General features: G+C 38.9%; 17 protein-coding genes and 1 riboswitch. Of the genes, 12 read left to right on the top strand and 5 right to left on the bottom strand.

Going from position 1 to position 21,095, the window contains the following annotated elements; genetic code table 11:
- The 4 genes from AC5NT5_RS06870 to AC5NT5_RS06855 all read left to right on the top strand — a co-directional run bounded on the left by AC5NT5_RS06870 (position 1) and on the right by AC5NT5_RS06855 (position 3,881).
- Entirely contained in the window at positions 1-480 is a 480-nt protein-coding gene (locus AC5NT5_RS06870; RefSeq protein WP_494513201.1) for a DUF4124 domain-containing protein, read from the top strand.
- A gap of 103 nt (positions 481-583) precedes the next feature.
- Positions 584-2,302, top strand: coding sequence for a bifunctional isocitrate dehydrogenase kinase/phosphatase (gene aceK, locus AC5NT5_RS06865; RefSeq protein WP_165745011.1), 1,719 nt, complete (start codon positions 584-586; stop codon positions 2,300-2,302).
- Between the two features lie 19 nt (positions 2,303-2,321).
- On the top strand, positions 2,322-3,260 hold the full coding sequence (locus tag AC5NT5_RS06860; protein ID WP_002961484.1) for a LysR family transcriptional regulator: 939 nt from the start codon (positions 2,322-2,324) through the stop codon (positions 3,258-3,260).
- A 177-nt stretch (positions 3,261-3,437) separates the two neighbouring features.
- Positions 3,438-3,881: a ferritin-like domain-containing protein gene (locus tag AC5NT5_RS06855; RefSeq protein WP_182671745.1), complete on the top strand. Its 444-nt coding sequence runs from the start codon at positions 3,438-3,440 to the stop codon at positions 3,879-3,881.
- Positions 3,882-3,927: 46 nt separating this feature from the next.
- On the opposite strand, the gene AC5NT5_RS06850 is transcribed toward AC5NT5_RS06855, so the two are convergent.
- The 4 genes from AC5NT5_RS06850 to AC5NT5_RS06835 form a co-directional block, all read right to left on the bottom strand.
- Positions 3,928-5,658 carry a hypothetical protein gene (locus AC5NT5_RS06850; protein WP_518528058.1) on the bottom strand — a complete coding sequence of 577 codons (1,731 nt, stop codon included), beginning with the start codon at positions 5,656-5,658 and terminating at the stop codon, positions 3,928-3,930.
- Positions 5,659-5,716: 58 nt separating this feature from the next.
- Positions 5,717-5,800, bottom strand: a riboswitch (cyclic di-GMP riboswitch).
- Positions 5,801-5,992: 192 nt separating this feature from the next.
- A complete protein-coding gene (locus AC5NT5_RS06845) occupies positions 5,993-9,028 on the bottom strand; it encodes a TonB-dependent receptor plug domain-containing protein (protein ID WP_494513203.1) in 3,036 nt (1,011 codons plus the stop codon).
- A gap of 9 nt (positions 9,029-9,037) precedes the next feature.
- On the bottom strand, positions 9,038-10,117 hold the full coding sequence (locus tag AC5NT5_RS06840) for a FecR family protein (RefSeq protein WP_024603563.1): 1,080 nt from the start codon (positions 10,115-10,117) through the stop codon (positions 9,038-9,040).
- Complete coding sequence (locus AC5NT5_RS06835; RefSeq protein ID WP_024597233.1) at positions 10,114-10,680, bottom strand: RNA polymerase sigma factor; 567 nt, start codon at positions 10,678-10,680, stop codon at positions 10,114-10,116. Before AC5NT5_RS06835 ends, AC5NT5_RS06840 begins: the two co-directional genes overlap by 4 nt.
- A gap of 273 nt (positions 10,681-10,953) precedes the next feature.
- Between AC5NT5_RS06835 and AC5NT5_RS06830 the strand changes: the two genes are divergently transcribed.
- Positions 10,954-11,469, top strand: a complete 516-nt coding sequence (locus AC5NT5_RS06830; RefSeq protein ID WP_371544971.1) for a DUF2937 family protein — start codon at positions 10,954-10,956, stop codon at positions 11,467-11,469.
- Here AC5NT5_RS06830 and AC5NT5_RS06825 read toward each other — a convergent pair.
- Positions 11,449-12,336, bottom strand: a complete 888-nt coding sequence (locus AC5NT5_RS06825; RefSeq protein WP_165723944.1) for a LysR family transcriptional regulator — start codon at positions 12,334-12,336, stop codon at positions 11,449-11,451. The two genes, AC5NT5_RS06830 and AC5NT5_RS06825, sit on opposite strands and share 21 nt — an antisense overlap.
- Before the next feature lie 122 nt (positions 12,337-12,458).
- On the opposite strand from AC5NT5_RS06825, the gene AC5NT5_RS06820 reads away from it, so the two are divergent.
- From AC5NT5_RS06820 to AC5NT5_RS06790, 7 genes are all read left to right on the top strand, one after another.
- Entirely contained in the window at positions 12,459-13,109 is a 651-nt protein-coding gene (locus AC5NT5_RS06820; RefSeq protein WP_494513204.1) for a peroxiredoxin-like family protein, read from the top strand.
- A complete protein-coding gene (locus AC5NT5_RS06815) occupies positions 13,109-13,876 on the top strand; it encodes a haloacid dehalogenase type II (RefSeq protein ID WP_494513205.1) in 768 nt (255 codons plus the stop codon). The genes AC5NT5_RS06820 and AC5NT5_RS06815 overlap by 1 nt, the downstream gene beginning before the upstream one ends.
- Positions 13,877-14,096: 220 nt before the next feature.
- The gene (locus AC5NT5_RS06810; RefSeq protein WP_024597238.1) at positions 14,097-14,705 is read left to right on the top strand and encodes a PilZ domain-containing protein; all 609 of its coding nucleotides are present in this window, start codon (positions 14,097-14,099) and stop codon (positions 14,703-14,705) included.
- A 57-nt stretch (positions 14,706-14,762) separates the two neighbouring features.
- Positions 14,763-15,818 (top strand): agmatine deiminase family protein, encoded by a 1,056-nt coding sequence (locus AC5NT5_RS06805; RefSeq protein ID WP_154903878.1) that lies wholly within the window; start codon positions 14,763-14,765, stop codon positions 15,816-15,818.
- On the top strand, positions 15,815-16,708 hold the full coding sequence (locus AC5NT5_RS06800) for a carbon-nitrogen hydrolase (protein ID WP_494513206.1): 894 nt from the start codon (positions 15,815-15,817) through the stop codon (positions 16,706-16,708). The genes AC5NT5_RS06805 and AC5NT5_RS06800 overlap by 4 nt, the downstream gene beginning before the upstream one ends.
- 59 nt (positions 16,709-16,767) lie before the next feature.
- Positions 16,768-20,241: a transcription-repair coupling factor gene (gene mfd / locus AC5NT5_RS06795; protein ID WP_182716158.1), complete on the top strand. Its 3,474-nt coding sequence runs from the start codon at positions 16,768-16,770 to the stop codon at positions 20,239-20,241.
- Positions 20,241-21,077: a peptidoglycan binding protein CsiV gene (locus AC5NT5_RS06790; RefSeq protein ID WP_182682647.1), complete on the top strand. Its 837-nt coding sequence runs from the start codon at positions 20,241-20,243 to the stop codon at positions 21,075-21,077. Before mfd ends, AC5NT5_RS06790 begins: the two co-directional genes overlap by 1 nt.
- The last annotated feature ends 18 nt before the right edge of the window (positions 21,078-21,095 follow it).

Raw genomic sequence — 21,095 nt, 5'->3', positions numbered from 1 at the left:
ATGTTTAAAACTTCTCATTATATTCTCCATTCTAGCTTTTTACTTATCAGTTTTTTTAGCTTTAGCGATACCACTTACTACAAATGTGTAACAGAAAAAGGCACTGTCTTTTCTCAACTCCCCTGTGACGACGAAGCAACGACTTATAAAGTTAACACAACGGGTAATCAGTATTCTGGTCCTAAGGTTGACTACACTAAACAACTAAACGAACTTGAGCGTGAAAGGCTTCTATCTGGCTTACAGGCAGAGCTTCGCAGTAATAACCATAAACTAACAATACTTGATCGTAATAAAGAGCGTGCTGAATACAAACAACAAGAGCGGTTAAATCATATCTTAGCCATTGATGATAAAAAGCGTATTACTAAAGACATTGCTAAAAAACTAAAAATAATTAATAAAACATATAAGAAAAACGTATCGGCTGTGACTAAACAAATTAAAATTCTCGAAAAAAAGATAGCTCAATTCCAATAAGTTACTCTTAGTTAGTAAGTAACATTTATCTTGGTTTTAAACTTAAAATAACATACCCTTAACACAATAGAGTATAAACTCTAGGGACTTTTAAGGAGTGCAAATGCAACCTCGCCATATTGCTGAATTAATTTTAACGGGTTTTAAAAGGCACTATCAGTTATTTCAAAAAACAACAGCCAAAGCCCCTCTTGCCTTTGCAAAAAAAGATTGGCAAGCAATTAATGATATCAGCCGTTTGCGTATCAGCTATTATGATGATCGTGTTAACGAAACCACGCAAGCGTTAAAAAAAGAAACCCCAACCGAACAACTCGATGAAAGCCTATGGCTTGAGGTTAAAAAGATATATCAGCATTTTTTATGTTTTCATCCCCAAGCAGAGCTCGCCGAAACTTTTTATAACTCTGTATTTTGCCGGCTGTACCATAGGCGCTATTTTCATAATGACTTTATATTTGTAGAAGCAACCTTAAAAGATGCTCCTTCAGTGCCTGTAGAAGCAGAATATAGAACATACTTTCCTGTAGTTGATGGCCTCAAACCAACAATAAAACGCATTATTAGTCATTTTGATTTTAAGGCCCCATTTGTAAATTTAGAGCGTGATATCCGCCTCCTTGTTAAAGCTTTTTATAAACAAGCCCCCGATACACATCACCAACCTTGGCAAATGCGCTTTGATATTTTACACACACCTTTTTATCGTAATAAAGCAGCCTATATTGTTGGTCGTGTTGTTTCAAAAAGTGGGGTTCAGCCCTTCATAATCGCTGTATTACACGATGAAGATAACGGATTATATTTAGATGCACTTTTAACTAAGTCATCTCAAATGCGTGTTATTTTTGGCTTTGCCCGCGCCTACTTTATGGTAGAGACTCACGCACCTTCAGCACTTGTTCGGTTTTTAAATCAACTTATGCCAAACAAAACACTTGCTGAGCTCTATAACGCAGTGGGTTTTCATAAGCAGGGTAAAACTGAGTTTTACCGAGAGTTTTTAAATCATTTATCTCACTCTAGTGATGAGTTTACAATTGCACCGGGGACTCCCGGTATGGTGATGATGGTATTTACCCTCCCCTCATTTGGCTATGTTTTTAAAGTAATAAAAGACAAATTTGGTGAGAGTAAACCCTTTGGCCGTGATACCGTATTAAAGCGTTATCAACTGGTAAAAAATCATGATCGCGTTGGCAGAATGGCCGATACCATAGAGTATTCTAACGTCGTATTTCCTTTAGCGCGTTTTGATAGTAATTTACTTGCGCAATTACATAAAACAATTGGCTCATCAATGATAATTGAGGGCGATTGGTTGATCATCAAGCATTTGTATATTGAACGGCGCATGACACCTCTTAACTTGTTTTTAGAAAATGCTGATGAAGAAAGTGTCGCCGACGCGATTGAAGAATATGGGCAAGCCCTAAAAGAAATGATTGCTGTTAATATATTCCCTGGTGATATGCTCTTAAAAAACTTTGGTGTAAGTAAGCACAAACGTATTATTTTTTACGATTACGATGAAGTTCAATACCTAACCGATATGAACTTTAGAGCATTACCAAAAGCAAAGAGCTATGACGACTATTTAATGGATGAACAAAGTTACTCTGTTGCACCACAGGACGTATTTCCTGAGCAACTTTGTACATTTGTAATGCCAAACCCTATGTATAAAAAGTTTTTACTCAGCACTCATCCTGAGCTTATAGATGTTAGCTTTTGGAAGCAGGCACAACAAAATATAAAAAATGGTCAGGTAAGTCATATTTACCCATACCCGACAGCACAGCGCTTTATTCACCACTGGTAAGCGCTAAAGGACACACACAATGAATATAAGTAAAATAGATTTAAATTTACTCGTTTACCTCGATACATTGCTGCGAGAATGCAACGTAACACGCGCTGCTAATCAATTGAGTATAACGCAACCTGCAATGAGTAATGGCCTTAAACGTCTTCGTAACTTATTTAACGACCCTATTTTAGTTCGTACCAGCGATGGTATGGTGCCTACCGAGCGTGCTTTGGAGTTACAACCCGTTATTCGTGGCATATTAATGACCCTTGAAGAAACTCTAGCTCCTAATCGAGAATTTGAGGCAAGCCAAAGTAAGCGTGTGTTTAGAATAATGGCCAGTGATTACGCTGCAAGTACATTAGCACCAAAGCTTTTAAGTAAATTGCACGAAGAAGCCCCCGATACTACTTTAGATATACTCACACCAAGTGATGTCACCTTTCATGATGTAGAAAACGGTAAAGTAGATATGGCAATCAACCGTTTTGAAAACTTACCGCAGTCTTTTCATCATAAACGTATTTGGAAAGATAGTTTTTGCTGCTTAGTAAAAGCCGATAACCCTATAATTGAAAACTTTAGCCTCGACAGCTATTTAAAAGCACGCCATATATGGGTGAGTAAAACAGGTTTTGGTGTAGGTGTGGGCATGGACCCTAAAGATGTGCAAAAACTTGGCTGGGTTGACGAAGCACTTGCTCACTTTGGTAAGCATCGTAATATTGCCACTTTTACGCGTAACTACCATGTAGCAATTCATTTAGCTAAAGAGAAAAATTTGATTGCGACCCTTCCTTCAAAAGCCGCAAATATATATTTAGATGATCCGGGGCTTAAAATTTTAGAGCCACCATTTCCAATTCCTCCTTTTGAGCTTGATATGATTTGGAGCCCACTGTTACATCGCGATGCGAGTCACATTTGGTTACGTCAAAAAGTAGCTGAAGTAGCTGAAGAGCTAAAATAACTTTATTACACAATATAATGTAAAAATTGCTAGGTTAATTTTTTGCCTGTTAACTTAGCACCCTACTGAGATGAAATTAATTCAATAAAATCAAATAACTACATAACCATTGAAACGTGGAACATACATTGCTTTTATTAAATTGAACTATACATTCATTTAATTAAAGAGGTCATTATGAACACCCATCAAGGATCAGAAGTAAATCATATTACTGACATCATTCAAGTTATGAACAGCGGCATCGATTTTTATCAAAAAGCACAGGAAAAAATTGAAGACCCTGCTATTGGTGCACTTTTTCAGCGTATGATAGATGCCCGAAAAGTGAGTGTTGAGCGCTTGCAGCCATATGCAATTAATGAAAAAGGCGAACGCGAAGATGGCTCATCTTTCGCAGTTGAAGCACGACGTGCGTACACAGCCCTATTGACTACTTTCACCTCTCACAACGACAGCACGTATGTAAAAGAGCTTGAAGAGGTAGAAGATAAAACCCTTGAAGAAATTAAAGCAGCAATGGATAAACCGCAACCAGCTGACTGCGAAGCTGCACTGGCTAAAACATTATTAACAATGCAAAGCTGCCATGCAGAAATGAGCCGTATGCAAAAAAATTAAGTCAATTATAATATGGCTTAGTTATTTCAACTAAGCCATATTTAAATTAATTTTCTAAGGTCATAGCTAAAGCTGCATATTGCCTGAACCAAGTGATGTTGCTCACTGCATGCCTCATAATATTATTTGAACGATTTATGATTGAAGGTTCAAACTTAGATAATTCACGCCAATCATATGAGAATGCAATTTGTTCACCTTTACTGCTAATACCTTCTCCGGTTACAAATTGTGGAATAGGACCTGGACCAATGGCAATGCGTTCAACCGCTGTTTTAGCTAAGCAATTCATAATATCTAAGTTGTTAAAATACCCCTCTTCATCAGCTACAACAAATAAGCCAACATCAATATGTCCATGATTAATATCTTCATATTTCTCGTATGATGGACCTCGACGATCCCAATTATAATTCCATGTACACGTGCCATCATCTTGGTACTCTAAATTTTCAGTAAAAAAATCTATAATACCCATTATTTTTGATTTATAAAAATCAGGTCTATCACTCCATTTATCTAAATACAGCATCGCTGTTGCCATTGTCAGGTTATGATTATGGGCTAAAGGATTACTATATAAACCAGAATCACCATAGTTATCGTTGTAAAGGTTCACGTAGTAAAAACTTCCTTTAATCGAAGAGTTTTTACTAACGCTATACGAGCTGTCATGGCTGTCTACTATCTTTTGGGCGGCTAATATAGAAATGTCCGCAAAGTTATAATAATCAGATAATTTTTGAGTTTTTATTATATCAACTATACGCATAACACCGTTTAAAATCATACCATCCGTCAAAACAGTTATACTCGAATCAGAGAGTGATCTTTCCCAGCCGGGGGCAATTTCATCTCTTTCATTTAAGAATAATTTAGGTGCCCGCTTATAGCTATTTGTTGCTGAAAATCCATTTGTACTTCTCACCAAATCCGTATCACTAAGCATTTTGTTAGCTAACTCAATAGCCATATCTAAATACTTGAGCTTATTGGTTACATTATAGAAATGCAGATAAGTACGTAACCAATAATACCCATTCCAAGCATATTCATTGCCTGTATTAGACTCATTATTAATCATTGGATTGCCCGGATACTTTGCAAATATCAGTTCAGCTAAACTTGAAACATTATCTACATCAGAAACTTTAGGGTTAGGAACGTCTAAACCGCTTATTAAATCAGCAGATGTAATGTTATGTAATTCAAAGAATGAGTCCTGGTTTGCGGAGATAAGTTGCGGCTCCCCTCTGTCACTTATGCCAAAATTACGGCTATTTTCAATGTTATTCAGGTCTATTAAGCCTAGTCCCTGAAGAGCTCCCTCAGAAAATTTATTTGACCTCCTAAATAACCAATTAAATGATACATCAGTAGGAACAATAAAGTCTTTTTTAACTGAAACACTTTTTAATCCGTCTGAAGCTATTAGCTCTCCATTTTTTACTGTAACTTCTAAAAAACGTGTTTGATAAAAGTTTAACTTATTCCAGACGCCGGGGTATTTGTCTCCAAATTTCATTTGTATACTTGACTGATTAAATAGTAAAAATTCTTTTGTATTTGAGTTAGAAAGTAAATAGGTTTTCTTGGAAGGGTCATTGGGTGTTTCCCCAAGCCACACTACAATTTTGAATGGACCGGTGGGCTGCCAAACATCAAAGCTAGCAAAGCTATTGACGCCGTTAAACTTTATAGCGGTATCAGCAAAAACAGTTTTAATACTAAACGAAAATATTAGTAAAAGGGTAAGTATTAATTTGATCTTCATCATACTCACACGATCTCCAAGTGAGATGGCATGACGCTTTACTGCACACAATATATATGTATGAGGCGGTCCCGCTATCATAGGCTGAGCCCTTAGACCGGAGACTTTGCGTCTTCACCTTTCAGTGAATTTGCCGAAATTAATGTTAATAAACTTATCCGACATGTTTAAAAAACAATCAGAACAAGTGAAATTCTAACCCTTTAGTACTTAATGTCAACTAAAGAAAACCATAAATCATTAGTAAAAAGCAATTCACTTCTATATTAGTAAGTTACAAAACCAAAAAAAGGGCCTTACGGCCCTTTGAGTTAAATAACAAAAGGGAGGTTATTAATTAAAAACGGTATTCTGCACCTACGTAGTAGTAAGCACCGTTAAATCCAAATGGAGCCGAACGACGTGAGTAGTCAAACACACCTGAGCTACTTATTACTGTGTTGCCACTAGCATCCACAATAGTACCTGAGCGAGAGTTACCTATTTCATTTTTATCTGGGTAAACATCGAACAAGTTATTTGCACCAATATTTACTGATAAATCTTCAGTAACGAAGTAGTTAACTTTAACGTCAGTTAAAATTTCTGCACCATACGTTTGACGACCGCCATCTTCTACTGTGTATTCACCAAAACGATTAAGTGACAGGTTAACAGTCCAATCATCACGTTGATAAAGTGCACTTAAGTTAATACGGTCCTCTGGTTGCCACTCTTCTATAATAGAGATGTCTTCAGCTGAGAATATATCTTCTACTTTTACCGTCTCAAGGCTTGAGCCAGCAGGAGAAAATAACGATACAACATCTGTTTTGGTAAAGTTAGCTGCAAGTGTAAAATCAAGCGTGCCGCCTAAACCTTCAGTGTTCCACGTTGCTACAAAATCAACACCACGAGTTTCTGTATCAGCACCATTTAAGAAAAACTGCCCTACGCCAGCACCTGCACTATTTAGTGCTGCATCAAGGCTTGTAGATAACCCTTTACCTAAGCGATCACTAATTACAATACGGTCGTCAATATCAATCGAGTAGTAATCAACGGTTACATTAATATTATCGGTAACGTTATACACAATACCTAAACTACGGTTTTGTGATTTTTCTTCTTTAAGTTTTGGAATACCTAAACTTTGCGCAAGTGTTGAATCATTTCTAAATGTACCAACTTCTTCTGCAACTAAATTCCCATTAGTATCAACAACAAATTGTGTGCTTACGTTATTAAAGTAAAGCTGCTGCATTGAAGGCGCTCTAAATCCTGAGCTTAATGCACCACGTAATGAAATATCGTCGGTAATAGACCAGTTACCAGCAAGTTTAAAGTTTACTGTATCGCCAAAACCTTTGTAGTTATCGTAGCGAAGTGCACCAGATAAAATCACATCTTCAATTACATAAGATTCTGCATCTACATAAAATGAAATTACATCACGTGACTCATCCACTGAAGACGCAGGTGATGAACCACCAAAACCTTGTGAACCACCCGATGCATCTTCAGAGCCAACACCGCCACTTAAACCGCTGTAAATACTTACACCATTTAATGTGTCGTAATCGCGGTACGCATATTCATTACCTTCTAAAATACGGTATTCGTCAGTACGTATTTCAGCACCCATTGCTAACGAATAATCATCAAAGTTTTGCGTAAAATCAATATTGATTGTTTGCAGTGATAATTCCATGCCGTAAGCGTACGCTTCACGTGGAATAGTTGTACGAATATCAGCTGCACTTAAGCCTTGGTCATAACGTAAAAAGTTAGCGTATGAGGCATTGATAGTGTCACTTGTAGTGTAATCAATGCTGTTCTCACCATAGGTGTAAGATAAATCAAGGCTTGCATCGTTATCAAATTCAGTTTTATAACCAAAGTTGTACGAGATATCGTCGATAGTTGTGTTGATTTTTGGTAAGAAACCTAGCGGAATCGTCGCATCGTTATCTTGTAGAACTGGGTTACCACCTGCATTTGCATTATGACGGAAAAATGCAGCCGACTCATTTTCACGTGTTGAGTAAGTAATAAAGCCGTAAAGCTCGCCATCACCTAACTCGTAACCGGTATTAATTGTTAAACCAAACTGCTGAGAGTCAGCATCACCAATTCTAAAGGTATCACGATCGGCTGTCAGCTCACGCGGATCACCAGCAAGTAAAGTGCCGTCACTTAGTTCTGTACAACCATAAAACTGACAAGAGCCATGTAAACCGGCACGGTTAGTCGGTGCACGGTCACGGTAATTAATAGTTGTATTTAAATAACCGTCATCACCTAGCGCAAAGCCTTTATTAAAATCAAGGTTAATGGTTTCGCCATCGCCTTCAGAATATTGACCGTAGTTAATAGCCGCTTTGCCACCTTCGCTACCATCTTTGAGCACAATATTAATAACACCTGCAATTGCATCAGAACCATACTGAGCAGCAGCGCCATCACGTAATACTTCAATGCGTTTAATTGCAGAAGCTGGAATTGCATTCATGTCAGTACCTGCGGTACCACGCCCAACAGAGCCATTAATATGAATAATACTTGCTTGATGACGACGTTTGCCGTTAATTAACACCAATGTTTGATCGGGACCTAAACCGCGAAGTGTCGCAGGTCTTAAAGCATCAGTACCGTCACTAATTGCAGAGCTTGAAAAGTTAAATGAAGGGGCGATAGACTGTAGCATACGACCAACTTCTGTTTGGCCCGTATTTTCAAGCGCTTCTGCACTTAGGATATCTACTGGAACGGGTAAATCTTCAACTGAACGTCCTGCTACACGGCTACCGACAATAGCAATTTTTTCAATTTTTTCTTGAGCGACTTCTTCTGCTGCGTTTACACCTTGCGAATTTACTGCAAGTAAAGCTGGTAATACTGCTGCACTGACCGCTGAAAGCTTCATCATGTTGTTATCATTCCTGTTGATTTGTTTGAGTTTTATACTCAGTAAACCATTTTGATCAACAACCGCATCGAGCTCAGTCCCACCTAATAATGCCTCTAGAGCACCTAGCTGAGTGTAAAATCCATAAACTGAATTTGCGTCATACTGCTTTGCCAACTCATAAGAAAACACCACGGTTTGCTCTGTTTGTTTAGCATATTCAATTAAGGCTTTGTCTGCTCGCTGCGCTTTTATATCAAATTGCACCATTTGCCCAGTGGTTTGTGTTGCTGCTTGTACACTTAAACTAAAAATAGCCGGTGCAAGCACACTAAATCCACTCAATAAATGCGTTTGGTTACTGCGCAACTTATATAAACAGCTGACAAACAAAAATCCTCTATGGGTTTGTTTCTTTTTTTTAATGTTTTTTTTACGTTCAATCTTTATTGATGTAACTTTACCTAACATTAGTTTGATTTGCATAACGTCTACTTATGATTCTGTATGGTGTTTTAGCGTTACTACATGCTCACCTAAACGCTCATGATCAATCGAAAAGTTAGTTTGTAAACTTTCTAGTAAACCTTCAACGTCACCGGCTTTAAATACTCCAGCCACTTTAATACTGGCAAGCTCAGCTGATGAAAGCTCAAAACGTGTGGCTGTATAGCGGCTTACTTCATTTAAAGCATCGCTTAGCTCTTCTCCATTAAAAATAAGCATCCCGTTTTGCCATGCCAAATCGCGTTGTACGTCGTTCATTGAAAGCTGCGTAATTGGTTTTGTAACACTTTGCTCAATAACTGCTTTTTCGCCTGAGGTAACAATATTGGCATTAATTTGACGAATTTTTTTCGTGCTATTATCTGCAAGTTGATAATCTTTAAAGTCATTTGCATCAACCGCTACACTTGGATCAGTGATCATCACTTTGCCTTCAGTAACCACCAGTTCTAAATCTGATGAAGTATTGCGTTGTACATTAAATACCGTGCCTAACGCGGTAAAACTTTTATCACCAGCCATAACACTAAACGGACGCGTGGCATCTTTTGCTACATTAAAGCGCCCTTCTCCACGACTAAGTAATAACTGCCTGCGGCCTTTACTATAAGCAACTTCTAGTAAGCTATTAGTATTAAGCTGCACTATGGTGCCGTCTGGCAATACATACGTTGCTTGCTCGCCTACTTTTGTTTTGTAAATTTTAGTGTAATTAACTTTAGCAAGCTCTTGGTTGTAGCCATTTTCTAAGTTAATTAATAAGTAGCTGCATACCATTAACGCTGCAAACAAACTCGCTGCAATTGAGTAAGAAAACATCCACTTGTTTTTTGATGTTTTAGTATTGTTGCGCTGAGGAAATAAATGACTTAATTCGTTTAATACTGAAAGCTCATCCCAAAGCTGAGCAAGCTCGTATATAGAGTCTTGATGTGCAGTGCTTTGCATCATCCATAATTTAAATTGCTCTTTTTCATCATCAGTTAAACCACGATCAATCGCGCTTATCCAATCACATGACTTTTCTAAGATTAAATCTTTTGAATTAAATTGATGAACATTACTCATTCTGCGACCCTCTTAACTGATATAGGATGTGCTTGAGCTTTAAGGTTCGTTTGAGGGCTTTGCTCATGTTCACGCATGTATAACATGGTTTGTAACAATCCTTTGGCAATGTGTTTTTCAACAGTGCTTTGGCTTAACTGCATTTGGTCTGCTATCTCTTTTTGGCTCATACCGTAAACTTTTTTTAATATAAAGCATTTACGAATCGATGAGCTTAGTTGCTCAGTAGCTCTACAAAAAAGTAAAAAACGCTCTTTAGATGTGTATTCGTCTTCGAGCTTCATTGATTTGAGTAATACGGGCAATTCGTTATCGTTTTCTAACGAATCATTAAATTTATTGTCCCACTTAGCTATATGGTTGAGTGCTAGATGTTTTGCTGTTTTTAGCATATAACTGCGGGTAAACTGGATGTCTTGTTTTAAATCAGCTTCATAGCTTTTTACAAAAGTTTCTTGCACAATATCTTCTACATCGTCGGGTTGAACAATGCGCGATACAAAACGTTTGAGCTGTTTAGAAATATCAACAAATGTTGACGTGAACTTTACTTTTTTCGTCATCCTTAACATCCACCTGTTGTTATTTTTATTATTAGGGCGTGTTGGCCTTTCGTGGTTGAATTTGCAGCAGTACGTTTGGTATTTAGGCAAGGCAGAGCCTATGTAGTGTGGTTACTCCCCATAAATAAGTGATAACGCAGCATAAATGCCAAACATGCGCTGCCCTTTGGGTTCAATCCACAAAGGTTAACACGCCCCAATAGATTACGAGTTTTTGACATAAAAACAAGCTCAAATGTTAATTCTGGGTTATTTAAATGCATAGGAAGATAAATGAGTAAACTTTTAGATTATATACGACTTAGTTTCTTTGCATTCGGTTTACTACTTGGAGTGCAAATACCTGCATTTGTAAGTGACTTTGGCCAAGCATTATCAGCCCAGTTAATTGAAGCTAATAATGCCGTTGCGCCTTTTAAAAGCGATGCAGCTAAGTATTTCAATAATGATTTAACTAAGCTAATAAAACACTATCAAAATATTGATGATGAAATTGTGAACAAAGGGGCAAGTAATATCAGTACTCTTTACGAGCGACAGCAAGATTTACAGATAGCCGTAAATAGGTTTGAGAAATCTCCGTATATATTTACTATGATCAGTGGCATGAGCGATATAAAGCAACAAGTATGGCAACGCTTTGAAGGTCAAATCATTTTGAAAAAAGACTCTATTATAGCCGCCATTGTTGCAGCCATAATTATTGCCTTGCTTGCAGAGCTTACTGGTTATTTGTTTTTAATTGGAGTAAAACGCTCATTTAAACGCTTATTCGCAGCTCAAAAATAGTGATTTCATAAAATCATAAAATACATCGGTTTTGCGGGTTGTTAAACTATTTTGCGGACGTAAAAACCAAACCGGTGCATCATCTTGTGCCATTACCCCTGGCATAACTTCAACCAAAATACCGTTTTTAAGATCTTCATTAATCGCTATTTTTGATTTAATAGCAATACCATGACCTGCAATAGCAGCTTGTGTCATATTATCGGAGTTTGAAATAGTAAAACGGGTTTTAGCATTAAAGGTATGTATTTTTTTGTGTTCGTCATAAAGCTTTAACTGGCGTTGCCACGGCAGGCAAACCCAATAATGCTCACTCAATTGCGTTAAATTTTCAGGCATGCCGTACTTTTCTATATAGCTAGGGGCTGCACAAAGTATGCGACTATTGTTTACGATTTTACGAGAAAGTAATCCTGAGTCATTTAATTTTCCCACCCTAATTGCAACATCTTGCGCGTCATCAACTACATTTACAAAATGATCCGTTATTAAAAAATCAAGCTTTAGTTCAGGGTAAGCTTGCTCAAACTCATTGAGTTTAGGCATTACGTATTTTGAAAAAACCCAAGGCGGCATGGTCACGCGTAGTAAACCACTCACCGATGAGCTACGCGCGCCAATACTATGTTCAGCATCGTGTAGAGCTTCTATTATAGCCCCCACACGCGTATAAAATATTTCACCTGCGGGAGATAACCGTACTCGCCTGCTATCTCTAAAAACAAGTACTGTAGCAAGCTCACGCTCTAGTTTACTTAAGCGATGGCTCACCGTTGCAGGCGATAAACGCTGCTCGCGGGCAGCAGCAAGCACGCCCTTATTTTCAACAACAGCTATAAATGTTTCTAGGTCGCTTAAATTATACATAAAGATGCCATTGTGCACTTTTCAATGTTTAATATTTTCGAATGAAGCTTTCAGTATTGCAATATTTATTTAAATATATAAAACACTATAATTGCAAATAGTCTAATTATTGAGGTTCAATCATGAGTTTAAAAGCGCAAATAGATGCCTATAACGTACAAAAAGATGCCAAATTGCCAGCTGACGTTTTGGCACTAATGAACACTACAAACGAAGAGCTAATTGCACAGCATATTAAAGACAATGCATTGCAAATTGGTCAAAAAGTAGAAAACTTTAGCTTAACCAACCATAACGGCGAAAACATTGAGCTTGCAGATTTACTAAAAAAAGGTCCGGTAATTATTAGCTTTTATCGTGGTGGCTGGTGTCCATATTGTAATTTAGAGCTAAAAGCACTTAACAACTACTTACCACAATTTAAAACTCAAAGTGCTCAGTTAGTCGCAATATCACCACAACTTCCTGATGAAACTCTCTCAACTGCACAAAAAAACGGCCTTGAATTTGATGTGCTTTCAGATGTTAGTAATAAAGTAGCTGAGCAATTTGGTCTATTGTTTACACTTGATGAACGTATTCAAGCGTTATACACACAATTTGGTATTGATTTTGAACACTACTACGGCGATAAAAGCTTTAAATTACCGCTACCGGCCACCTATGTGATAAACCAAGAAGGTGTTATTACATACGCATTTTTAAGCGAAGATTACACCCTACGCGCAGAACCTATTGATGTTATGACAGCACTTGAATCGGAGAATAATTAATGTCTATTTTAAAATCGTTAAAAACACTTACTCTTTCACTATTTATGGGCACAAGCCTTGTATCTGGTTATGCAGTCGCTGATGAACCAAAAGAACAAGCAAAACCTAAAGTGCTTATTTTTGATGTAAACGAAACCCTACTTGATTTAACGTCAATGCGTACCTCTATTGGTAAAGCGCTAGGCGGACGTGAAGATTTATTACCACTGTGGTTTTCAACCATGCTGCATCATTCATTAGTAGATACAGTAAGCGGTAGTTATCACGACTTTGGGCAAATCGGTGTGGCGTCACTTCTTATGGTTGCTCAAAACAACAACATTGATATTACAAGTGAACAAGCTAAAACAGCTATTGTTACGCCTCTTTTAACGCTTCCTCCACACAGCGATGTTAAAGAAGGACTGGCAAAACTCAAAGCACAGGGCTATAAGTTAGTAAGCCTTACAAACTCTTCAAACAAAGGTGTAAAGGCACAGTTTGAAAGCGCTGGTTTAATGTCTTACTTTGATGCGCGTTACAGCATTGAAGATATTAAAATTTACAAACCAGACTTACGTGCGTATGAGTGGGTACTTAAAAAGCTAAACGTAGCACCAAATGAAGCTATGATGGTTGCAGCCCATGGTTGGGATGTTGCTGGTGCAAAAGAAGCTGGCTTACAAACCACTTTTATAGCACGCCCAGGTAAAGCACTTTACCCATTAGCTAAAAAACCAGATCACGTTGTGAAAGATTTACATGAATTAGCCGCTCTACTTAAATAAGTACACGCTGATGAATCAATACCCAAGCGGCCAATGTTAGGATGACATTGGCCGCTTTTTTATAACTAACCCTAAATATGTCTTAGTGTATTTATTTTCATAATTAGTATGTTAAAAATTGAATGTAAACAAAGCATTTAGCCCGCTATGCGTTATTTTATCTGCTAGCAATTTAGTACTCACAACGCTACTATTAAATAAATACGTGGTGGAGAACATAATGAATAGTGAAAGATTAGGTGAGTTTGAGCAGTACTTTCAAATTAATGAAAGTATAAGAGTAAATTTATTCCCCGTATCAACCGGACAAGTTCCTAAATCGCAGCTTGAGCTTGAAGACGACATTCCCCCACTATTTAGATTAGCAAATGAAGTAAGTGAGCTTGAGCAAAGCTCGTTACGCCCACTGCGTAACTTAGGCGATATAGCACAAGAGCTAGCTACATTTTTACAAGCGCAGTCACGTAAAATAGATTTAATAATGAGCCATATTTTGGCCTCAGAACAAGCCCAAGATAACGCAATACAATGTGATAGCTACGGCGGTGGCGGTATTCGTTTTACATCACCTGAAGTACACTCAATTGGCCAAGCATTTAGAACCAAACTGTTTTTGCACCACGAGGCCTCTGCGGTTTATTGTTACACCGAAGTTGTAGCAGTAGAAAAACAAGATAGCGAACACTACCAATACACTATGCTCTTTACCGCAATTAGAACTACTGACCAAGAACTTATTGTTAGAGCGAGTTTACATGCTCAAACCCGCCAACTTAAAAAACGTCAAGAACTTGATCAAAACCGAGGCGACCTAAACAGTGATAATTAGCTGACATCTTTATGTAAAATGCTAAACTAGCGCCATCTTAATTAGTATATAAAATTCATGAACTTTAGACTTTTACCAGAATGGGCCGAGCAAGACGCTGTTATGCTTACATGGCCTCACAAAGACACCGATTGGGCCGACAACTTAGCGCGTGTAGAACCTGTATATATTGAACTTGCTAAACACATAACAACGCAGCAACAGCTTGTTATTGTGGCGCATAACAGTGCCTTAAAAGTGCATATTACAGCATTACTAAATAGTGCTAACGTCTCTCTTAATCGTGTTCATTTTGTAGTAACCCCTACTAACGATACATGGGCGCGCGATCATGGTCCGCTTACTTGCGCCGCTATTGATTCAACAGAACAATTAAAAGTATATGATTTTACTTTTAATGGTTGGGGCAATAAGTTTGAAAGCGCATTAGACAATCAAATTAATCGCACTTTGGTAAAAGAGCTAAGTAGTACAAACAACCAATATCAAGCGCTCGATATGGTACTTGAAGGTGGCGGTATTGAAATAAACGAGCACGGTGTGTTGCTAACAACCAGCGAATGTTTGCTTAATAAAAACCGTAACCCTGATTTAAACCCAAATGATATTGAAGCACTTTTAAAAGAGCACTTAGGCGCGACGAGTTTTTTATGGGTTGAACATGGCTATTTAGCGGGCGATGACACCGACAGCCACATTGATACTTTAGTGCGTTTTGCTCCAAATAATACCCTTGTATATGTGCAGTGTGACGATAAAACTGATGAGCACTTTAGCGCACTTGATGCGATGGAAAAACAACTAAAAACCTTTAAAACTGCCGATAACACCCCATATAACTTAATTGAGTTACCGTGGCCAAAAGCCGCTTATGACGATGAGCAAACACGCTTACCGGCTACCTACGCTAACTACTTAATTATTAATAATGCTGTGCTTGTGCCAACGTATAATGATGCCAATGATAAACGTGCTCTTGCACAAGTTCAAAAAGCATACCCACAACACACTATTATTGGCGTAAATTGCCAACCAATTATTGAACAATTTGGCAGCCTGCACTGTATTACAATGCAATTACCTCGTGGATTTTTAGCTGGAGCAGCACAATGACAAGCCCTGTAAAATTAACCGTTGCGTTAGTGCAACAAAGCAATACCGATAACGCAAAGGACAATATGGCAAAATCAATAAGTGCCATTCGTGAAGCCGCTCAAAAAGGTGCAAAACTGGTTGTACTCCAAGAGCTACACCGAAGCCTCTATTTTTGCCAAACCGAAAATGTTGACGTATTTGATTTAGCCGAAACCATTCCAGGCCCTAGCAGTAATGCCTTAGGTGAGCTTGCTAAAGAGCTAAGCATTGTTATTGTCGCGTCTTTATTTGAAAAACGCGCTACGGGCCTTTATCACAATACTGCAGTTGTATTAGAGCAAGACGGCAGTATTGCAGGTAAATACCGCAAAATGCATATTCCTGATGATCCAGGTTTTTACGAAAAATTTTACTTTACCCCAGGTGATATCGGTTTTGAGCCTATTCAAACCTCGGTGGGTAAATTAGGCGTGCTAGTATGTTGGGATCAATGGTTTCCTGAAGCTGCACGTTTGATGGCAATGGCTGGCGCTGAGGTATTAATTTACCCAACCGCTATCGGTTGGGATCCTAACGACGACATTGCTGAGCAAACTCGTCAAAAAGATGCGTGGGTTATTAGCCAGCGTGCCCATGCTGTTGCCAATGGCGTGCCGGTAATTAGCTGTAACCGCGTTGGCCATGAAAGTGACCCTAGTGCGCAAAGCGATGGTATTTCGTTTTGGGGCAATTCGTTTATTGCAGGCCCACAAGGTGAACTATTAGCAGAGGCTAATAATACTGATGAGCAAATTTTAGTAGTAGAAATTGATCAAAGACGCTCAGAAAACGTAAGACGTATTTGGCCTTTCTTACGTGATAGACGAATTGATCACTATAAAGACCTAACAAAAATATACCGAGACTAAGTAACCTTAACTCAAGATGGCTCTTACTTGCTAAGAGCCAACTATAAATGGAGTAATAAATGGCGTTTGAGCAATGGGCAGCCTTGCCTTGGGTAAAATCTCATAAAGATAAAATTCAATGGGGCCAGCTAAGCGGAAGTGGTTTAAGTATTGCTATTGCTGAAGGCGTTAAACAACAAGATAACTTAGTCTTAATTGTTACGCCTGATACACCAAGTGCACTGCGCCTTGAAACAGAATTAGAATATTTATTACCCGATAACCCAGTCATGGTATTTCCTGATTGGGAAACTCTGCCATACGATCATTTTTCTCCCCATCAAGATATTATTTCAGCCCGTTTGGCCACTTTAAACACCTTAAAAAAAGAACAACAAAGTGTGTTAATTGTGCCTGTATCTACTTTAATGTTGCGCACAGCCCCGGCCTCATTTATTTACGGTTCAACAATAAACTTTAAAGTAGGCGACAAACTAGACACTCATAACTTTCGTGACAATTTAGAGCAAGCCGGTTATTTAAATGTTCAACAAGTAATGGAGCACGGCGAATACGCTATACGCGGCTCTATCGTTGACTTATACCCAATGGGTAGCCCACACCCATTTAGACTCGACTTTTTTGATGACGAACTCGATACCATTCGCTTATTTGATGTAGAAACACAGCGCTCTGATGAAAAAGTAGATAAAATTGAGCTACTTCCAGCGCATGAATTTCCTACTAACGACGCTGATATAGAACGCTTTAGAATAAGCTACCGTGAAAAATTTGGCGCAAGCTCGCAGCAAGATTCAGTATACATGCAAGTAAGCAAAGGTAACTGGCCTGCAGGTATTGAATACTACATGCCATTGTTTTTTGAAAAGCTCGCGACTATTTTTGACTACCTGCCAGATACAACAACCGTTATGCAGCTAGGTGATTTAGAGCACGCGGCAGATAACTTTTGGCACGATGTAAATGTACGCTATGAAAACCGCAGAGTTGACCCACTTCGTCCATTACTTGAACCCAATGCGCTTTATCAGCCTATTGAAGAGCTGTTTTCTAATTTAGGCAATTTTGCACGTATTAGATTATCCCTTGCAAAGCTTGGCACTAAAGCGGGTAATAAAAACTTAAGCGTTAGCGAGCTGCCAGCCATTCGAATTGATCATAAACAGCATGAACCTTATGGCGCGTTTATAAATTATGTAGCAGAGCAAAAAAAGAAAAAAGGCCGCATATTACTCAGTGTTGAATCGGACGGTCGTCGCGAATCATTGCTGAGCATTTTAAAACCAAGCGGTTTAAAATTTAAAGAATTTGAAACACTCGAACAATTTATAAAAAGTGCAAGTGACGTAGGCTTAATAGTAAGCCCGCTCGAGCAAAGTGTAGTACTTGGCACTAAACCAAGCCTTTCTATTATTACCGAGCAAGAACTGCTTGGCATAAAAGTATCTCAGCGCAGACGCCGCAAGCACAAGTACGAAGCCAGCCAAGATGCGCTAATTCGTAATTTAGCCGAGCTTAAAGAAGGTCAACCTGTTGTGCATCTTGATCACGGTGTTGGCCGTTATCAGGGGTTGCAAACAATTGATGCTGCAGGTGTAGTTACTGAGTTTGTTACGATTACTTACGCAAGTGAAGCTAAATTGTACGTGCCAGTATCTGCATTGCATATGCTGAGTCGTTACTCTGGCGGTGAAGAAGCCAGCGCCCCACTGCATAAGCTTGGCTCAGATGCATGGGAAAAAGCAAAAAAACGTGCTGCTGAAAAAGTTCGCGATGTAGCCGCAGAATTACTCGACATTTATGCTCAGCGCCAAGCAAAACCTGGTAATAAATTTACTCTAGATGCCCCCGCATATCGACAATTTAGCGATAGCTTTCCGTTTGAAGAAACTGACGATCAGCGCAACGCCATAGAAGCCGTATTAGGTGATATGCAATCAAAACAAGCGATGGATCGTTTAGTGTGTGGTGACGTAGGCTTTGGTAAAACAGAAGTGGCCATGCGCGCTGCTTTTGTAGCAGTTAACGATGATAAGCAGGTAGCCATTTTAGTGCCCACCACCTTGCTGGCTCAGCAGCACTTTGAAAACTTTAAAGACCGTTTTGCTGATTTTCCTATTGAAGTAGGTGTACTTTCGCGCTTTAACTCCACTAAAGAGCAAAAAGACACACTTGAAAAAATGGCCAATGGTAAGCTCGATATAGTTATTGGCACGCATAAACTTATTCAACAAGACATTAAATTTAACGATTTAGGCTTGTTAATTGTTGATGAAGAGCATCGCTTTGGTGTTCGCCAAAAAGAGAAAATTAAAGCACTGCGCGCCGATGTAGACATACTCACACTGACTGCAACGCCAATACCTCGTACACTCAACATGGCCATGAGCGGCATGCGCGATTTATCGATAATCGCAACGCCACCGGCTAAACGTTTAGCGGTAAAAACCTTTGTACGCCAACGCGATGTAGAACTAATACGCGAAGCGGTACTGCGAGAAATTAAACGCGGTGGCCAAGTTTACTTTTTACATAACAACGTAGAAACTATCGAGCGTGTTGCACAAGAAATTAGTGAATGGGTACCTGAAGCCAGTGTGACTACAGCCCATGGCCAAATGCGCGAGCAAGAGCTTGAGCAAATAATGACTGACTTTTACCATCAAAAATACAACGTGCTGGTATGTACCACGATTATCGAAACCGGTATTGATGTGCCTACGGCTAATACCATTATCATGGACAGAGCAGATAAACTCGGCCTTGCCCAGTTACACCAATTACGTGGACGAGTTGGTCGAAGCCACCATCAAGCGTATGCCTACCTACTAACAGGTGACCCTAAAGCCCTTTCTAAAGATGCGAGTAAACGCTTACAAGCAATTGAATCATTAGAGGACTTAGGTGCAGGTTTTGCCCTCGCTACACATGACTTAGAAATTCGTGGTGCGGGTGAGCTACTTGGCGATGATCAATCAGGCCAAATGCAAACCATCGGCTTTAGTTTGTATATGGAAATGCTCGAACAAGCCGTAAATGCGCTGCGCGAAGGTAAAGAGCCAACGCTTGAAAACCTACTTCAAAAACAAACCGAAGTAGATTTAAAGCTGGCTGCATTATTACCTGATGACTACATACACGATGTTAATGCACGCTTGGGTATGTATAAGCGCATTGCAAGTTGTGCTAACCTTGATGATATGGATGAACTTCAGGTAGAACTAATAGACCGCTTTGGTTTACTACCTGATGCTGCTAAAAACCTATTTAGCCTACAATTATTAAAAATGAAAGCTAGTAGTTTAGGTATAACTAAAATTGAGGCAAACCCAAAAGGTGGTTACTTTGAGTTTAGCCAAGATACCAAGGTTAACCCTAGCTTCATCATTGGCTTGATACAAAGTGCACCTAAGGTGTACAAAATGGATGGCGCAAATAAACTGCGCTTTGCAATTAGTGAGGCAAATGCCCGCGAACGCTTAAAAATGGTCACTGCAATGATTGCAGATTTCGAAAAAAAGGTTAGCCATTAATGTTGCTAAAAAAATCGCTTATTGTTTTATGCTGCTTATTTAGCAGCACTGCATTTGCAGAACGCTGGTTTGAGGTTGAGGTGCTTGTATTTAAACAGCGCCCTGCCCCGTATTTACAAGAAGACTTTAGCCTTAAGCACAAAGCTATTGAAGATAAAAATACGCTAGACTTACTGACCCCTCTTTACACTGAACAAGCAATGCAGGCCTGCATAGATGGCGATGAGCGTTTTCAAAAACGCACTTTTACTGATTCATTAGTTAATTCAAACCCGCAATCGGGTGTATGTGACAACAGTATTGACTACCTACAAAGCTACGATGAGCTACCTGTAACGCCTTTAGCACCCGCTAAAGATGATATGCAGCAAACCTATTTATTAGCGCCGCAACAGCTGCAATTTAAAGCGCAATATAGGCAACTGGACCGCAAAGGCTTAACACCTATTCTACATACTGGCTGGCGCTTTGAAGGCGCAAGCAAGTCACGCGCCCCAAGCATGCATTTAATAGCGGGTAAGCATCTTAAAAATGAACCCAATGTAACACCTAGCTATTCAAACCCTGATTTTGTAAGTTTATTAAATTCACAACCGGCGCTATTTAACGACCCAGATCAATCAAAAGCAGAATGGGAACTAGACGGTTTATTTAAAATACATTTACGACATTATTTATACATAACAGCTAATTTTGATATTAGTCAAAAGCTAGAAAACGGCGATATAGAGTCAGCCCGTTTTTCTCAGTTTAGACGTGTAATTAGTGGTGAAGTACATTACTTTGACCATCCACGAATGGGCATGATTGTCCAGATCAGAAAATTCAAACATTAATATTAAGTAGGATATAAC

The sequence above is a fragment of the Pseudoalteromonas sp. J2K-J599 genome, assembly GCF_059295115.2.
Note: the sequence above shows the minus strand (reverse complement) of the source record. Positions and strands in the feature narration are given on the sequence as shown.

Coding starts and splice junctions, on each gene's coding strand:
- AC5NT5_RS06815 (WP_494513205.1), top strand. CDS start 13,109: ATGTCTATTTTAAAATCGTTAAAAACACTTACTCTTTCACTATTTATG.
- aceK (WP_165745011.1), top strand. CDS start 584: ATGCAACCTCGCCATATTGCTGAATTAATTTTAACGGGTTTTAAAAGG.
- AC5NT5_RS06870 (WP_494513201.1), top strand. CDS start 1: ATGTTTAAAACTTCTCATTATATTCTCCATTCTAGCTTTTTACTTATC.
- AC5NT5_RS06835 (WP_024597233.1), bottom strand. CDS start 10,680: ATGACGAAAAAAGTAAAGTTCACGTCAACATTTGTTGATATTTCTAAA.
- AC5NT5_RS06820 (WP_494513204.1), top strand. CDS start 12,459: ATGAGTTTAAAAGCGCAAATAGATGCCTATAACGTACAAAAAGATGCC.
- AC5NT5_RS06860 (WP_002961484.1), top strand. CDS start 2,322: ATGAATATAAGTAAAATAGATTTAAATTTACTCGTTTACCTCGATACA.
- AC5NT5_RS06805 (WP_154903878.1), top strand. CDS start 14,763: ATGAACTTTAGACTTTTACCAGAATGGGCCGAGCAAGACGCTGTTATG.
- AC5NT5_RS06800 (WP_494513206.1), top strand. CDS start 15,815: ATGACAAGCCCTGTAAAATTAACCGTTGCGTTAGTGCAACAAAGCAAT.
- AC5NT5_RS06810 (WP_024597238.1), top strand. CDS start 14,097: ATGAATAGTGAAAGATTAGGTGAGTTTGAGCAGTACTTTCAAATTAAT.
- AC5NT5_RS06840 (WP_024603563.1), bottom strand. CDS start 10,117: ATGAGTAATGTTCATCAATTTAATTCAAAAGATTTAATCTTAGAAAAG.
- AC5NT5_RS06830 (WP_371544971.1), top strand. CDS start 10,954: ATGAGTAAACTTTTAGATTATATACGACTTAGTTTCTTTGCATTCGGT.
- AC5NT5_RS06845 (WP_494513203.1), bottom strand. CDS start 9,028: ATGCAAATCAAACTAATGTTAGGTAAAGTTACATCAATAAAGATTGAA.
- AC5NT5_RS06850 (WP_518528058.1), bottom strand. CDS start 5,658: ATGATGAAGATCAAATTAATACTTACCCTTTTACTAATATTTTCGTTT.
- AC5NT5_RS06825 (WP_165723944.1), bottom strand. CDS start 12,336: ATGTATAATTTAAGCGACCTAGAAACATTTATAGCTGTTGTTGAAAAT.
- mfd (WP_182716158.1), top strand. CDS start 16,768: ATGGCGTTTGAGCAATGGGCAGCCTTGCCTTGGGTAAAATCTCATAAA.
- AC5NT5_RS06855 (WP_182671745.1), top strand. CDS start 3,438: ATGAACACCCATCAAGGATCAGAAGTAAATCATATTACTGACATCATT.
- AC5NT5_RS06790 (WP_182682647.1), top strand. CDS start 20,241: ATGTTGCTAAAAAAATCGCTTATTGTTTTATGCTGCTTATTTAGCAGC.